General features: G+C 56.7%; 6 protein-coding genes and 1 tRNA gene. 4 read left to right on the top strand and 3 right to left on the bottom strand.

Annotation, left to right across the window (positions count from 1 at the left end):
- Positions 1-35 precede the first annotated feature (35 nt).
- Positions 36-5,240, bottom strand: coding sequence for a hypothetical protein (locus tag AKN83_RS26265; protein ID WP_050402914.1), 5,205 nt, complete (start codon positions 5,238-5,240; stop codon positions 36-38).
- A gap of 161 nt (positions 5,241-5,401) precedes the next feature.
- Between AKN83_RS26265 and AKN83_RS26260 the strand changes: the two genes are divergently transcribed.
- Together AKN83_RS26260 and AKN83_RS26255 are read left to right on the top strand one after the other, a co-directional pair.
- Positions 5,402-6,259: a type IV toxin-antitoxin system AbiEi family antitoxin domain-containing protein gene (locus AKN83_RS26260; RefSeq protein WP_050402915.1), complete on the top strand. Its 858-nt coding sequence runs from the start codon at positions 5,402-5,404 to the stop codon at positions 6,257-6,259.
- Complete coding sequence (locus AKN83_RS26255; RefSeq protein ID WP_050402916.1) at positions 6,246-7,166, top strand: nucleotidyl transferase AbiEii/AbiGii toxin family protein; 921 nt, start codon at positions 6,246-6,248, stop codon at positions 7,164-7,166. Before AKN83_RS26260 ends, AKN83_RS26255 begins: the two co-directional genes overlap by 14 nt.
- Positions 7,167-7,208: 42 nt before the next feature.
- Here the strand turns inward: AKN83_RS26255 and AKN83_RS26250 are convergent, their stop codons facing one another.
- Positions 7,209-10,892 carry an SIR2 family NAD-dependent protein deacylase gene (locus AKN83_RS26250; protein WP_050402917.1) on the bottom strand — a complete coding sequence of 1,228 codons (3,684 nt, stop codon included), beginning with the start codon at positions 10,890-10,892 and terminating at the stop codon, positions 7,209-7,211.
- A gap of 263 nt (positions 10,893-11,155) precedes the next feature.
- On the opposite strand from AKN83_RS26250, the gene AKN83_RS26245 reads away from it, so the two are divergent.
- A complete protein-coding gene (locus tag AKN83_RS26245; protein WP_128089496.1) occupies positions 11,156-11,431 on the top strand; it encodes a ribbon-helix-helix domain-containing protein in 276 nt (91 codons plus the stop codon).
- A gap of 431 nt (positions 11,432-11,862) precedes the next feature.
- Here the strand turns inward: AKN83_RS26245 and AKN83_RS26240 are convergent.
- Positions 11,863-11,938, bottom strand: a tRNA-Ile gene (locus tag AKN83_RS26240).
- A 793-nt stretch (positions 11,939-12,731) separates the two neighbouring features.
- Between AKN83_RS26240 and AKN83_RS26235 the strand changes: the two genes are divergently transcribed.
- The gene (locus AKN83_RS26235; protein WP_050402919.1) at positions 12,732-15,833 is read left to right on the top strand and encodes an efflux RND transporter permease subunit; all 3,102 of its coding nucleotides are present in this window, start codon (positions 12,732-12,734) and stop codon (positions 15,831-15,833) included.
- The last annotated feature ends 750 nt before the right edge of the window (positions 15,834-16,583 follow it).

The raw sequence follows: 16,583 nt of genomic DNA, 5'->3' as shown, positions 1-16,583 counted from the left end.
ATCGAAGCCCTATTGAACCGATCCGAGAAGGTCGCCTAACTGGCCTTACGAGTGTCGCCAGCGTTGGCGATCTTCTCCTCGAGAATGCGTGCTTGAGCAACGCCCGATTGAACAAGAATATCGAGGCATTTGAAAAGTTGGTCAGCCCGCTCAGTCAGAGCGTCATGTACCGTGGCATCTTTCGCTAAAGCTGAATCGAACCAGGTGCAGACGCGGCTGCCAATATTCTTCTCTGCCCAGAAATTTCGGTCGACGCCGTAGGCCGAGCACCAGGCCTCCATAGCCTGGATCACGAATGGGATAAGAACTTTATTGTACGAAGATTCAGCCAGATTCAGGAAGAGGCTGGCGAGGTAACCAGACGTCGGAGCCCCTACCACAAGGTCCGTTAATGTTGCGATGGTTGCCGACAAACCGGGCCAATTGACTGGAATCGTTGGACGTCCCGTGTTGGCCCAGCGCGACGGCTGATAGAACATCGCGTTCAGGGCATCACCCGCATGCGTTTCGCTGGTAAATCCTTTCTCTCGCCCCAGGCGCCGATAGTTCCAGGCGCGCTTAATGCGATCTGCCAGCAATCCGCGAACGTCAGCTGGATTCTCGGGATTTTTAGTGTCAGTTGCCACCGTTGCCCCATCATAGCCGCGAAGGAACGATGCCATCACATCATGGAACGCCTCGTCATTGAATTTCACGATGGAATTCAAAAACAGGCTGACCACCTCCGAATGCGGCAGGGCAACGCTCAAAATGCCAAGAAAATCGAAGAAATTGATATTCCAGGTGTCCGGCCGATGGTCGCGCTCGCGCAGGTCTTTATCGTGCGGTCCATTTGCCTCGTCCGTCCACGCCATGAGGTGAACGGCCAAATTCTTTACCCAGACCGGCGGGTCGCCGATCGTGAAGCCGATGAGGTGGTGAACAAGTGCACCTATCGCTCTCTCGTCGACAATATGGCTCGGCGGCTGATCTTCCGGATCATCGTCTTCGATATGTCCATTGTCTCCGAGACGAATTTCGCGGCGTGGTCTTGTTCGCCAAGGCGCTAACGTGGGCCATGCTGGCTCTCCATCTTCTCCGTCGAGCCAACGCAGTTCGGCGTCGATAGCGGCATCGATCATCTGACGATCACGCTGGTCATTCACCTTTTGTTGCTTGACACTCAAGGCCCGGCGCGTGTGGACAGCACGGATCATGACAATACGCGCGATTGATCGCGGAAGCCGATCGTCGATCTGACCGAGACGCTGCAGGTTTTGGCCGAGTGCTTCCTGCACGGCGGGATGGTCTTGTCCCGCGGCGCACAGGATATGGCTCCGATTAATGTTGTCTGCGCCTCTCAGGAAGACGGACACGATTCCAAGCGTTGCGATCGCCGTCGCATTGTATTCAATTTGATTACCAAGATATTCCCTGTCTCGTTGTGTTGATGCAGCCAGCAAGACGGGCACGGCCCAACTCATCACATCGGCACGATCCGCGGCTTCATAATCACGCGCGGCGAGTGCCGCAGCCATCACCACGGCCCGCCGGTCCCATTCGGCGTCATAGTTATCGTCCTCGTCGTCTGACGTCGATAGAACTTCCGTGGGCTGGTCCTTTGCCCAATCGAGCGCTTCCTGCAGCAGTTCCGGAGTTGATTGGCTGGGCTCAAGGAGAGCGGCCTGGATTCGAAGCCGTATATTCATGCGTTGAAGGCCAGCGCTTGCGCGCGCCTGGTCTTCGCGCTCTTGCTGTTCTTCAGGAGCCTCCTTGAATTGATAGGCATCGACCTGCGTGCCGTCCTGCAAGGTGCGCGTCACCGCCTCCCAATTCGCCGCATCCGTCATCCGAAGGGCGCGGACAACCGTTGCGCGCAACTCACCAGCTTGATCTTGACCAGCCTTCTCTTCGGTGCCGAGTTCATCACGGGCCAGTTCGAGCGCGCTCCGAAGCTGTGTGAGTATCGCGGTGTCTTCGCCAAAAACATAGCGCCCGATCTGGTCGAATAAGCGCGAGCGTCGAGACGGCTGCACATCCAGGTCCACGCGAATGGCGGCTGTATTCCGCTGCCTTAACACCCCTGAAGGACGACTGGCAGCAGTAATGTCGTGCCTGAATCGGTCCTCATCAAATTGTAGCAACCGAGGATTGGCCGCCAAGGGCCAAGCTGCTTCCGCGGCAACCGACCAATGCGACAGGCTAAGGTCTATTGCGACGGAGAGAAACGCGACGCTCGAGCCATCGGGACCAAGAATGTCCTGCAGAACATCATCGAACGAACGTCCCGTTTCGATCTGGATATGGCCCCAGGCCTCAAGCGCTCTCAATGCCGTGGCTGTGATGAGGGAGGGGCCCGCGGCACGCGCCCAGAGATAGATCGTGAGATCGCCCTCGAAGGTTCTCTGATTGTCAGAAAATGAAATCTTGATCTGCGGAAACGGTATTCGCTTTTTCTGGTATTGCTCGCGGCGCCAATTCGTCGCGTGCTCGACTAGGCCTCGAATGAGCCGCAATCCGTCATCGCGAGAGCTGTTCAGGACGGTCAGAAAAGGACCACCATCCGGCGGGATATCCAGAAAAACGTGCTCATGGATTTCGAACGGGCCGTATTCACTGCGTCGCGAATGGTAACTGTCCGGATCATCTTTCTCAATCAGCGCCGCCAGCACAAAATCTGCGTATGGCCCTGGCGCAGCCTCGGGCAGTGTGCCGGGCGATTTCAAAAGAGCTTGCTGATCGTGATAGCGGATCGTTTCTGAATTGAGGTGGGAGAGGTAACGTTCCGCAGCCGCCCGATTGAGGTTCGCGTAAGTGAACACGATCATGCGGATTTCGTTACGCACATCGTCCAGATGATCAATATTGAGGCTTGGCGGAAGCTCGCTGATGTCCCTATAGATGCGCTGCGTCAGGTGGGATTCGATTAGCGCGAGCCAATCAAAGAGGATTTGGACAATCTGAGCGTTGATTGGATAACCGTGGCCCTGCGTCGTCATCAACCAGGCCTGAAACACCTTGACGGCGTCCGGAATGAGTTCGGTCGGCATAGACTTGGCCGAGGTCGTCAGCCAGACCACGAGTGGAATCCAACTGGGCCCTTTCGGCGCGATAAGATCGCCCGCACCGGCTGGAATGGAAATGTCGGGCCTGAGGCGTGTGATCAGAGCAGCAAGAGGTTCGGACTCAACCGCGATCATGAGCCGGATGATTTCGCGCAGACGTCGCCCGCCCGCATCCAAAAGGACCGGCGCCAGCGCGACATAATGTGTCAGAGCATCTTCCGAGCGCGGAAGTGCAAGCAAGACCGGTCGCTTCCAGCTTCCGTGACTGCCTTCGCGCTCTGTAATAGCAAGAAGTGCCAGCCAACGCTGACCGGTCGGATCATCCGCCAGCGCCAACCGTGCTGCTATCTCCAGGCCCCGAGCCAAGACAACTGGCAATGGCCTTTCCATTGATTGCGTTGCCAGGAGGCTCGCGTCTTCGTGCAGCTGAAATCCAATCGTCCAGTCACGAAGAACATCGTGGCGGAACGTTACGCTTGCACCCTTGATTTCCTCACGCAGGCTTTCGAGGCGCAGTAATTCAGCCGCGGTCGCAGAATCGAGACTGTCGACATTGAAAGCCGCCTGTGATGGGTTCGAGATCACCTGTGCGCCGAGCGTGCGGAGCGCCTTCAAGCGTGCAAATCTTCGATCATCCTCGGAGCGGCCAGCACCGTATCGCCACCACAAACATGCGAGATCAAGTTCGGTCGCCATGCCAGCGACTTCGCCGACGCCGAGCTCAACCATGCGCGACAGGTAGAAGAGGTTTTCGGCAACTCCTTTAGCTGGATGACCGTCAGCTAAAATCAGAGCCAGTGCCTGATTTTGCGAAGATAGCTCGGCCTTTTCCTCATCCGACAGGTTCCCAACTGCCAAGCAGCTTATACCAGCAGCTCTCATACGGGCGGGAAGCTTCGTTTTCCAGTCGTCGCTTTCGACCCCACAGGTTGCGACCACACGCCATCCCTGGCTGCGGATTGCTTGCGACAGCAGATCGGTCACCGTCGCCCATTCACCTTGGTTGTCGATCTGATCGATATTGTCGACAAACAACATCGCGCCGCCGCCAGCTCCAAGCTCATTAAATAGCTCCGCCTGCGAACCGGCCCAGCCGATTGTATGGGCCATCACGGACCAGCCGCCAGCAATAATTCTGCCGTGGCGCAGAACCAGGACACAGCTCTCTGCTTGCAGACGAACTGCGAGGTGTTTCATGACGCCGGATTTGCCGACGCCTGGTCGGCCCTCGATCAGCATCACCGGATGCTGCTGAAGGAGATTATACGCTTCGTCGATCAACCCATTGCGTGCAAGACGAGCACCACCAACGGTTTCATCTATTTCATCAAGCGCCTGCTCGGTAGCTTCCGCAAGGCGCTCATAGACCGGCCGCACATAGCCATGCGCCGTGAAGTGAACTCCGTGCTGCTGCTGGAGCGCCGTAACGACCGTGGCCCGATCCATTGCGCCAGCCGCGCGCGCGGCTGCTCCGACTTGATCGATGATAATAGACCAGAGTTCATTGGCACGGTCAGCCTGATCGAGAGGAAGGATCCAGCGCAAATGTTCGCGGGCTCGATGGTCATAGTCGGAGGCCACTGACTCGAAATCAAAGACCAGAATCTGAAATCGGCGAAGTAGCCGCCAAACCGTCTGGTCATCCGTAGGCGCTCCGGCCAATGCGAGATTGGTGCGGAAGACTTCGATGAAGCTGCGCATCCCGTCCGATGCGAATGTGAGGCGGCCAATGCGCGCCGCAAAGGTCGCGCCATCGGGGAGTTGACGCGCCCAGTGCAGGACTTCCTGGTATGCCTGCTCGATACGCGTGGTCGTTCGCGCGATCGCTACCGCAAGTTCATAGCGGCTCGTCTCAAAGTCGGGCTTCTGCGCCGCTTCCCAGATTTGTCCGACAACCTCGCGAAATTCCTTATCCGAGGCGGTGAAGGTGAGGGTGCGTTTGACCTGAATCTCGAGCGTTGCCGGTGAGCCATCACGATTGACTGCCTTGATGACCACATCATCCAGAGGATGTTCGGCAACCCGCTGCTGAAAAGCGACACTGCGGACGGTGGCGCCGGGCAGGCCGCGCGGCTCGCTGCCGGACAGCAAAGGCAGAACATAAAATGCGCCGACCTTAGCCTCGAACTGAGGTCCGGCATTGCCCGTCGCCGACGGAGCAGCGACTTGCGCTGGTTGATACGATTCCTGAGTCATATGCTATTTTGTTCAGTATTTGTTCGAGGAGCAACATCTGCTTCAAAGGCGTCAACAAGCCGATGTCGGTTTACGTTTCCTGCCATATATCAATACATAATTGATCTTTCTAGGAATTGTCAAACTGGCATTTGGTTTTAAAATGTGCTATATTATAAATTATGAATAGAGAAAAAGGAGGACTTCTAAACCAGCTCGCCAGCAAGCTTCCCGAGGGAATGCTTGTGGATGCCGCATGGCTCACGGCTCAGGGCTACTCACCGCAGCTCCAACACCTCTATGTCAAATCAGGTTGGCTCGAACAGCCGACCCGCAGTGTGTTTCGCCGGCCCCGTGGGACTTTGAGCTGGCAGCAGGTCGTGATCTCGCTCCAGACTATCCTGAATTACTCGCCGCTCGTCGTCGGCGGACGCACGGCGCTCGAATTGCAGGGCTATGCTCATTACCTCGCGCAGTCACCGGCCACGCCCGTCCATTTGTACGGCCCCAAGGCGCCGCCCGGCTGGGTTTCCAAACTGCCGCTTAAGGCCCGCTTCGTCTATCACAATGACCAACGGCTCTTCAAAAACGAGCCGGTGACCAAGGGGCTGGGTAGCCTCAGATGGAACGTCGACAAAGGCGAGGCCCGCGACGCGACGAGTTTTCGTGGCGGCGAGGTCACGGAGCTTACCTGGGGTCAGTGGGATTGGCCCCTGACACTCTCAACGCCGGAACGCGCAGTTCTTGAGCTGCTCGATGAGCTGCCACACCACGAGAGCTTTGATCAGGTTGACGCCCTGTTCGGCGGCCTCAGCAATCTGCGGCCAAAACGCCTGCAGAAACTACTGAACGACTGCACCAGTGTGAAGGTGAAGCGGCTGTTCTTCTTCTTTGCCGATCGGCATCAGCATCCATGGCTCAAGCACGTCAAGAAAGAAAATGTCGATCTCGGCAGTGGTAAGCGTATGCTTGTCAAAGGCGGTGTTCTCGATCCAACCTACCACATAACGGTGCCTGAGGATTTGCATGGCGTTCGCTGATGTCTACAAGCGGCAAGTTGCCCTGCTCATCCGCGCCCTGCCTTTCGTGACGGATGAAGCCTGTTTTGCTCTCAAGGGCGGTACCGCGATCAATTTGTTTGTTCGCGATCTTCCACGTCTGTCGGTCGATATCGATCTCACCTATTTGCCCGTAGCGCCGCGAACGGAATCGTTGGCCAATATCGACGACGCCATGAAACGCATTGCCAGTAAGATCAAAGCAAAAATTCCCGATGCGCAAATCACCGAGAGCAAGACCGAAAATGCCGTCGTCAAACTGATCGTCCGCTCACAAGGCGTACAGATCAAGATTGAAGTGACGCCCGTTCTACGTGGTTGCGTCTTCGAGCCAGCAATAGTTCCGGTCAAACCGGCTGTTGAAGAGGAGTTCGGGTTTGCTGAGGCGCGAACCGTATCATTCGAAGATCTTTATGGCGGCAAGATTGTTGCAGCCCTCGATCGTCAGCATCCCCGTGACCTTTTCGATGTACGCGATCTGATTGCCAACGAAGGCATCAGCGACGACTTACGCAAGGCCTTCATCGTCTACCTACTGAGCCACGACCGGCCGATGTCGGAAGTGCTGGCGCCGACGCTTAAGAATATCGAGGATGCGTTCAAGCATGGTTTCGCTGGCATGAGCCGTGATCCCGTCGAGCTTGCGGATCTGCTCGCTGCGAGAGCGGCATTGATAAAGTCGATTGTCGGCGATATGCCCGACAATCATCGTAAGTTTCTGATCTCGTTTGAAAAAGGTCAGCCCAACTGGGATCTGCTAGCCGTACCTGGCGCCGCCGACTTGCCCGCCGTGCGCTGGCGCCAGCAGAATCTGGATAAGCTGTCCGCGAACAAGCGAGCCATTCTCGTCGCACGACTAGAAGAGGTTCTGTCCAAAAAGACGTCATGACCAGTCAGGCTATGGTCCTTCCGTTGGCAAAGTGTCTCCCGCTTACTCTGGATCATCTTGATCGGGCTCCGTCAGGCTAAACCGGACTTCAGGCAAGGAATCAATACGGGCTTCATCGATCCACGCCTGAAGTGATCCGTCGTCTTTGGTACGCGCCTTGAGTGCAACGGCGAGCTTGACGCACTCTGCACGTACGAGTGAAGCTGAAACGGCCTCCATGCTGTTCAGTGCGATATCCTCGTAGCGGACTCCACGAATCTCCGCGATCGTTTCTGTCAGGCGCTTCAGGTCTTCCGGCCCCAGGAAATCCAGCTTTAGCAATTTGAGCGCGGCATCGAGCAGGGCGAGAAGACCGATTGGGCGGCGCACTTCGATCGTCGTTATAAGCCGTTCGATAAGCGTTTGCGGCAATTCGGGAAGTGTTCCGCTAAGGACCAATCGCGCCCACACGACTATGGCCTGCGCGGCACTTCCTACCTGCTCGGGATCCGAACCGAGCAATCTTGCGCGGATAACAGAAATGGCCTCGTCGGTGACATCCGTTGCCGATGCGATAAAGTATAGCAACGCCTGCATGCTGGTCCAAGACTGCGTACGTCCAATGAACACAATAAGGGCATGCGCCCGCTCGATCGTCCGTTGGTCAGTGCGCATGGCGGGTACGATGGCGACGGTTAACGCATAACCCGCGGCAAGCCGGATCGCATCGTTGAAACTCTTAGCGAACGACACGCCGAAAGGATCCCTGTCACCCTCTACCTTTTGAATCTCCCACGCGGTGATCTCGTCGAACATTTGCGCTGCCCGATCGGCTGAAATGGTGAGACCGAAGCGGGCTGCATTCGTAATTGAGGCCAAATGGTTGGTCTTATCCCCCATCACGCTTGTGTTTAACGGAGAGGGGAGCCGCATGACATCGCGTAAGTCCAAGCCCAGCAGCCGAGCAGACAGCCTCGCATGTCTATCAATACTCTCCGGTGCAGGCATCTTCAGAAACAGACCAGCATTGAGATATGTATTTGCCGGAAGCCCCCCCTCTTGTGCATCGAGGTCCGACCAGAGCGCGTTGCCGAAAGCCGTGATTTCGTCAGGTTTGAGCGTCTCGTTAAAAGCGAGATAAGCGAGCTGTGGGATGGCTATCGGTCTGTCGGTGTTGCCTTTTTGGGACGCAGCCAGGAGTTGACCTATCCGATGATCCCAACGGGTGTCGGCCGGCTGACGGCTGGGCCGTGTATTCCAAATATCAAAAACGATCTGCGGCCAGGAAGCATACGACCCCTGTACACCCTTTTCCGAAGGCAACGGAAATTCGAGTAAGGTGAGGGCGGCCGTACCCCGTTGCGCCGTTGGAAGAGCTTTGACCGCGTGCTTTGCCAATTCGCCGATGGCATCGATCAACCAATGGTGAGTGACCATGGGATCCTTCGCCAGATCGCTCGCCATTTGCAGCGCCTGAGACGCTTCTTCGGGACTCATTCGAACCGTCAGGCGCGCCAAGGCCATCAACATCAGGCGCAATGCATCGACGGCGTAGCCAAGATCGTTCTTAGCTTCGGCGGCGCGCGCATCCTTGATACGGCGAGCCCAGAACGCGACCGCGGACCCAATGATGGAATGAAGGAGCGAAGCCGTCGTCGCCGGTATTCGCGCAGTCGCGACCCGGCTGAAATGCCGCTCAAACGGCTTGTCGAAATGAGAGTGCAAAGCGCGGAAGAGCCAGACAAACCATTCCGGGTCGGATTGGGGAGCCGCCTCTACAACGGCAAGCGCCGCCGTCGAGGAGACATCAACTCGATTGATGCGGAGAGGAAGGCCGATATGCTCGATGAGTTGATCGAACTCGTAAAGCAATTCGAGAGCAGGATTTGAACCGAAATGCGTTTCGGCTGCACCGTGGCGATAATGTCCCGCCTCGAATGCGGGTTGAACGGCGACAGTATCTTCGTTGCGTTTCTTTATGATTCTGGCGGCGCTATTTTCTATGTACTCAACCTCCGCTCGGGGGGCGATATCGAGTTCCTTGAAGTCCCTGGAGAGAAGAGGACGGTCGGCTTGACCAATCGAATCCCACGTCTCAGATGCCCTGTTGATCCAACTGGCCCATCCCAATTGCGATTTGACAACCAACGAATTGCGATCGAGCCGGTGACGGCGTTCGAGATCCGCCATCGCGTCTTTGATCAGCTTCGCCGCTTTCGCGTATTCGCCGCACTCCGTGTGCAAGGCAGCACGCCGCAATCTCCAGATTGGATCGTCCGACTTTAGCTTGGCAAGCCTTGCTGCCAACGTATCGAATTCCATCCGATCACGCGCGCGCAAGCACCATTGATACTGAGCCTCTTGCCGGACAAGTGCATCGGCGGCGGCTTCCGTATCGATAAACGCTGCCCATCGCTGCATGCCCTCCTCGTCACGTGAAACACGGGCGTCTCGCATAAGCGCCAGCGCGAATTCCAGGCGCGCATCGGGGTCGATCTCGGGTGACTTATTGTCGACAATCTCCGTGAGTGCCTCGGCAAGCCGAACATCCAAGGGAACAAATGCGAGCGTGCGGCGCCACAGAATCTCGAATAGGGCTTCGGCACGCAGCTTCGGCTCTAAAAGATCGAGCACCGGCTTTCGTACCAACCAATGCGCATCACCGGTGTAAGCGATTGACCGGCGCAGATGGGCCGGGCAGATCTGCCAGCCGGGATAGTTGCCGCGGTCGGCCTTGAAGAAGGGAATTGTCCGCTTCAGCAGATCGGCGGCAAATTCGCTGTCCTTGTGAATGCGCTGGTGAGCATCACCGCCTGCCTTAGCCAAAGGAAATTCGCCGTGGGCGGTCAACTTCCATTCGTGCCGTAAAGGCGGCTTCACCTTGCGCAGCTCATCGATGAAAATACGGATCGCTGCGGCATGCTGAAGGCTCGGCGACAGTTTTTCAACGATGGGGAAGAAATCAATCGGCGCAACGTTATGAGCTTCCAGATACTTCCTGGTTGATCGTTCCAGCCGCAGATTGCCGACCAGGTATATTCGGCGCGCGCTGCCGCCGAGATGATCGCGTACCCAGCCAGCCCATTGCAGGAAGTTGGGATCATCGCCGGAAAAGCCGATCAGACATAACTCGTTCTCGATAAAGATTTGCCGGGCAAGATTAACAAAGGCCGCGTGCTTCACGGGGTAGGTTCGGTAATCTTCTTCCGCGAAGATGAGGGGACCTGGATCACCGATCGATCCGTGTAGTTTCACGATGCGCGGCGATCGGGCGTGGGTGAGATCGGCTTCCGTTCTTACGACCTCGTAAGATTGGTCGCTGGTGTGTTCGGCGCGTTCAAGGAGCGTGTCCCAATTGGTCGTGAGCACGTCGCCCCACGGTAAGCTCAGCAGAGCGCCATGCAGCGGTCCTGGGGACCACGACTTGTCCGGAAGCCGTGTCCGGAGAAAGTCGTCGAGCCCCGCCTGACCAAAATAGGTTCGGTATTCTTCGGCAATGCGCAGGGGGTTGCTTGGCGCTCTCTTCTGATCGTGCGGATACAGCCGCTCGACCATTTCCGTCATGAGTTCAGACCACAAGGGTGGTTCGGGCGTATCTTCGCCAGGCCGCTCCGCATTCTTGCTGAGGCCGGCACCAACCAGGACCGAGGCGCCGCGAACGGAGCCGTTGCGCCACAATGCACGAGCCAGCTGCTGGAAAGCGGGATAATCGGGGAGATCGGCAATATTATAAGTCGGTTCAATCATGGCGGCCTAAAATACAATTTCAACGCTAGTTTCATCCTCCGCCGCCGCAACGTTTGCAAGCACTTTGCTGAGTGCTCATCGATTAAAAGCAAGGACAAGCCGAAGGACCAAACTAAATCCCGAAATATCCTAGACAGGAGAGTCATCGTCGCCGTTACATGCGGCACAGCCGGAGGCTCCAAATATCAGGACATAGTCGTTGATTCTTTTGCATCCTCCTGCGAGGCTGCTCAGCGGACGATAACAATCTAGCGGTGTTAACAATGGAGTTCAAAAGCCGAAACGCTGCCAAACGAGGCAGTGACCTCAAGGATCGCAATGCGCGTCGCGGAGGGCGAGAAGGCAAAAGGATGATTGCCGGCTATTTCGACCCAGAGGCTTTTCGCGCGATCAAGGTGCTCGCAGCGCAACAAGACGTTCCAGTTGACGTTCTCATTCACGAGGCATTTGCTGCGCTGTTCAAGAGGCTCAAGCAACCAGTTCCCAGCCCTATATTGAAGAGGCTGAAGGAAAGGCTGCCACCGAAGTTGATCCCTTAGAGTTGTCGAGCCTCTGATGAACGGTCGGATCCTAACGGCTTACCGTCCATTCCCTTCAGTGGACAAATCCGGCTCCGATGCTGCTTTGATTGACGCAGCAATAGGTCCGCTTTTAGCGCTAATCACTATTAAGATTAAGCAGCCAGGATCGCTGTTTGCGAGAGATTGGCTGGCACCAGGCTGCCGAGCAGTCCTACATGGACGAAGGCGTCAAGCTATTAACAGTTGCCAAAGATGCGCAGCGACTTTTCGAGAAACGCCCGGCAGCGGACAAGCGCTGTCTTCTAAATTTTGTACTCTCGAACTCCACGTGGCGTGGTGGGCAGCTCACGCCGACTTTCCGTCAACCCTTTAATCTGATTGCAGAAATGTCGGGCGTGCCGCCCGATGAAGGCGGCGGCGGAGGCGCGGATTCGACGCCGCGTTCTGAATGGTGGGCCCGGCAGGACTCGAACCTGCAACCAAACCGTTATGAGCGGTTGGCTCTAACCATTGAGCTACAGGCCCCGCCACTAGAAGGCGGCGACGCGGCATGCTGGCATCGTTACAGGTTGTCTGCCGCTCCCGCAAGGTTCAGTCACACTTCCGCGCCCGCGCTTCGGACTTCTCCGCATACGTTCCTTCCCCGTTCTGCAGCTCGAAGCGTGAATTCGGTCCGAAGGCCCGCTTTGGCGCAGTTATCATGTGTCGTTATGAAGGCGCGCGACGTGCGTAGAATCAGCAGGCCGCGTCGGCGCGAAGTCATAAGATACGGTTTTTCCAACCTAGCGAGCTCTTCACTGGTGTTGAGGCGGGCGATGAGGCTTCAGCGTTCCGCTTTGACAAAACCTTGGTATAGGTTTGACAGCCCATCCTATATTACCCACTCACCTTTGTAGAGTTGAGCATCCATCAGATCGTTTCTAATTTCGACATCGAGGCCGGATCAACGAGCGATCGAAGCGAAGCCTTGAGCTGGCTTGATTCTTCGCTGGAAGCCCTTGCGTTCCATCAAGGTCTGAAGACGAAACGACATGGAAACAGGTGAGCTCAATTCCACGTCTCGAGGCGGCCCGCAGGCTGCTTAGGTGCCAAAAGACATGGATGTTTAACTTGGGAAGTGCGCCCGCAATTCGAGGTCGCGGTCAGTGATGAGAAGGGCAGGGCCAAGCAACCACGATGTAAGAAGCGCAGGACTGAGCTCCCTACTTGGGCGCGTTTGCCTTTGGATCAGGCGTTTTCAGTTCCCAAGTTTTACGCGCATTAGCCGCGGGCAGCGCGACCTGCTCACGAATTTGCGTTACCTTGAATGCGAGTCGAGATGGCATTTACCGAACTTTTCATCAAACGCCCGGTGTTGTCTGTCGTCCTCAGTCTCCTGATCCTGCTGATCGGACTTCGCGCGGCCACTGTTCTGCCGATCCGGCAGTATCCCAAGCTGTCCAATACGGTCGTCAATATCACGACTTCCTATCCTGGCGCCTCCGCCGACATGATCCAGGGGTTCATCACCACTCCACTGGAGCAGGCCGTCGCTTCCGCCGAGGGCGTCGACTACATCACTTCCTCATCGGTACTCGGTACGTCGACAATCCAAGTCTACATAAAGCTGAATTTCGATCCCAACGAGGCGCTCACCGAGGTGCTTTCTAAGGTCAACTCAATCAAATATTTAATCCCAAAGGAATCAAACGATCCAGTCGTCACTAAGGCAACGGGTCAGGCCACCGCTGTCATGTATATCGCTTTCTCCAGCGAGGAACTGACGGCCAGCGCGATTTCTGACTATCTCTCGCGCGTCGTGCAACCGGTTATGTCAACCGTTGATGGCGTCGCCGCGGCAGACATCCTGGGCGGCCAAAGTTTTGCGATGCGGCTATGGCTCGATACGGCGAAAATGGCAGGGCGCGGCGTCTCGCCGGCGGATGTTTCGGCTGCAATCGCCGCCAATAACTTCCAGGCGGCGGCCGGCCAGACCAAGGGATATTTCACTATCTCCGACGTCACGGCAAATACCGACCTACGGAGTGTAGATGACTTCAAGCGCATGATCGTTAAAGCCAATGATGGTGGCTTTGTGCGCATTGAGGACATTGCGACAGTCGAGCTTGCCGCGCAGACGACAGACGTCAGTGCCGTCATGAACGGCGAGCGCGCGGTTGTCATCGGCGTGCAGGCGGGTCCACAAGGCAATCCGCTGAACATAGTGCGAGGCGTTCGCGCGCTGTTTCCAGAAATGGAGCGCAACCTGCCGCCATCGCTCAAAATGAAAGTGGCCTACGATTCAACGAAATTCATCCAATCGTCGATCGATGAAGTGGAGAAGACGCTCATCGAGGCCATCGTGATCGTGGTGATGGTGATCTTCCTGTTCCTAGCCTCGCTGCGATCGGTCGTCATTCCCGTCGTCACCATTCCGCTGTCGCTCGTTGGCGTCTGCAGCTTGATGCTGGCGCTGGGGTTCTCATTCAACCTCCTGACCCTGCTTGCGATGGTGCTCGCGATAGGTCTCGTGGTCGACGACGCGATCGTCGTGGTGGAGAACGTCTATCGTCATCTAGAGGAAGGGGCGCCGCCCCTGCAGGCCGCCACGAAGGGAGCGCGCGAGATCGTGGTCCCTGTCGTCTCCATGACGATTACGTTGGCGGCCGTATACGCCCCCATCGGCTTTCTCGGTGGCCTCACCGGTGCGCTGTTCCGCGAGTTCGCGTTCACGCTGGCCGGGGCGGTGATCGTGTCTGGCGTGATCGCTTTGACGCTGTCGCCGATGATGTGCTCGGTCTTTCTAAAGAGCGCCGAGGAGGGGCGGTTTGCAAGATTTTCGAACCGCGTGTTCGCTGCCATGACATGCTGGTACAGCCGCAAGCTTGATCGCTCGCTCGACTATCGCCCAATTACCTGGCTGTTTGCACTGACCATGCTGGGCCTTGTCGGCTTTTTCTATGTGCATACCTCTAAGGAACTTGCACCCGAGGAGGATCAAGGTATCGTATTCGCACTCACGAAGGCGCCGAAATATGCCAATATCGACTATCTCGACTACTACGGTGCCAAGCTCGAAAAGGCCTTCCGAAAGTTTTCCGAGACCGATTTGAGCTTCGTGCTCAACGGTAGTGGCGCCTCGCAATCAGGCATGGCCGGAATGTTGCTGAAGCCGTGGGACGAGCGCAAGCGATCATCGATCGTGCTTAGGTCCCTTGTTCAAGCCGAGCTGTCGAAAATCGAAGGCATTAACGCATTTGCTTTTAGCTTGCCGGCGCTTCCGGGCGGATCGGACGGCCTGCCCGTTCAGATGGTGATCAATTCGACGCTTGGCTACCAATCCGTCTATGAGCAAATGTTGAAACTGAAGGACGCCGCGCGCAAGAGTGGTCTGTTCATGGTTAGCGACTCTGACCTCGAATTCAACCAGCCGGTGGTGCGAATCAAGGTCGATCGGTCCAAGGCCAACAATCTTGGCATCACCATGCAGAATATCGGCGACGCGCTGGCCACCCTACTTGGCGGAAACTACGTCAATCGTTTCAATCTGCAGGGCCGCTCCTACCAGGTGATCCCGCAGGTGCCGCGCGAGAAACGCATGGCCCCAGAAGCGATTGGGAACTATTATGTAAAGACTGCGACGGGCTCGATGCTTCCGCTATCTACCGTCGTCTCGGTCGAGACTGCGACTGATCCGAACGCGCTCACCCACTACAACCAGCTCAACTGCGCGACCTTTCAGGCCGTGCCGATGCCTGGGGTCACGATCGGTCAAGCCGTGGACTTCTTGGAAGCAGAGGCAAAGAAGCTGCCGGCGGGTTTCAGCCACGACTTCCTTGCCGACGCGCGGCAATATGTGCACGAGGGTGACCAACTTGCCATCACCTTCGCATTTGCATTGATCGTCATATTCTTGGTGCTTGCGGCGCAGTTCGAAAGTCTGCGCGATCCCCTCATTATTATGATCAGTGTACCCATGGCAATTGCCGGCGCCTTGACACCACTATTCTTTGGCTGGGCGACGATGAACATCTACACTCAGGTCGGGCTGCTGACGCTTGTCGGTCTAATTGCCAAGCACGGGATCCTGATGGTTGAATTCGCCAACGAGCTGCAGCTCAAGGAGAGACTTGACCGTCGCTCCGCGATAGAGATGGCGGCTCGCGTCCGACTTCGTCCAATCTTGATGACGACGGCGGCTATGGTCACAGGCGTGGTACCTTTGTTGGCGGCAACAGGAGCTGGCGCCGCGAGCCGCTTCTCGATTGGGCTCGTGCTCGTCGCGGGCATGTCTATCGGCACGCTGTTCACGCTCTTCGTCCTGCCGGCGGTCTATGTCGCGATCGCCTCCGATCACCGCGTCGATGCGAGTGCCGGTCACGCGAAGAAGGGCCGCAAGTTCGACCTCACCAGCGCTGCCGAGGCCCAGCCGGCCGAGTAATGACGCCGGGATCAGGCCAGATTGACTGATTACTGCTCTACGGTAGGGGCGTTTCCTGCCAACGTGGTAATGCCCCGAGATTCGTGGCGAGACCAAAGGACGGCCTCTCCCGGCGCGCTCCTCTCGACCCATCGTTCGCCCGCGGCAAAGGACTGCCTCATAGAGGAGAAAGAAGATCATTTCAAGGTGTCGGCGTCGTGAACGGCGGAGCCTCAGGAGGGGCGTAACGCTCCGTTGCATCGAGGTCTTCGCGCTATTGCTGCCGAGGTTACTGCGCGCATCGGGCGCTCGAAGAACACGTCAACAATCCGCAGTTGCTTCGCCACGATGAATTGCCGCACGTTCACCGCAGCCGAACGTTGACCCACCGCGCCGCGCGCGGAGAGAATTAATGCGTTATTGAGCAGGATGCAGCTTATCCATCATCCAAATTGCTCTTGAAAGAGAAATTACTTTCTTTCATTTGGCCGCGTTGAATTACTAGCTGAAAGAGATGAATTCCGGTCTGATCCGCCTTAGGGTGGCTACCGCAAGTGCAATTCTGTGGGATTAGAGAACTGGTTGTCCGCACTTACACGGATGCTGGCGCTGTTGCGATTTCGATACGAAGACCATTGTTTCAGCAAACCGAGGCGCATGGCTGAATGATTTAGTTAGGTAACGGGGAGTACAGCGCCGCTTTTGTTGCACAACTGCAGCCCGTAACGGGGAGCAAACGTAGAAGCCCTGCACTTGACCGCGGCCATCGCC

This window comes from Bradyrhizobium embrapense (assembly GCF_001189235.2).
Taxonomy (GTDB): domain Bacteria; phylum Pseudomonadota; class Alphaproteobacteria; order Rhizobiales; family Xanthobacteraceae; genus Bradyrhizobium; species Bradyrhizobium embrapense.
The sequence above is the reverse complement of the archived record's forward strand: the minus strand, read 5'-3'. Positions and strand labels throughout refer to the sequence as shown.

Coding starts and splice junctions, on each gene's coding strand:
- AKN83_RS26250 (WP_050402917.1), bottom strand. CDS start 10,892: ATGATTGAACCGACTTATAATATTGCCGATCTCCCCGATTATCCCGCT.
- AKN83_RS26260 (WP_050402915.1), top strand. CDS start 5,402: ATGAATAGAGAAAAAGGAGGACTTCTAAACCAGCTCGCCAGCAAGCTT.
- AKN83_RS26245 (WP_128089496.1), top strand. CDS start 11,156: ATGGAGTTCAAAAGCCGAAACGCTGCCAAACGAGGCAGTGACCTCAAG.
- AKN83_RS26255 (WP_050402916.1), top strand. CDS start 6,246: ATGGCGTTCGCTGATGTCTACAAGCGGCAAGTTGCCCTGCTCATCCGC.
- AKN83_RS26265 (WP_050402914.1), bottom strand. CDS start 5,240: ATGACTCAGGAATCGTATCAACCAGCGCAAGTCGCTGCTCCGTCGGCG.
- AKN83_RS26235 (WP_050402919.1), top strand. CDS start 12,732: ATGGCATTTACCGAACTTTTCATCAAACGCCCGGTGTTGTCTGTCGTC.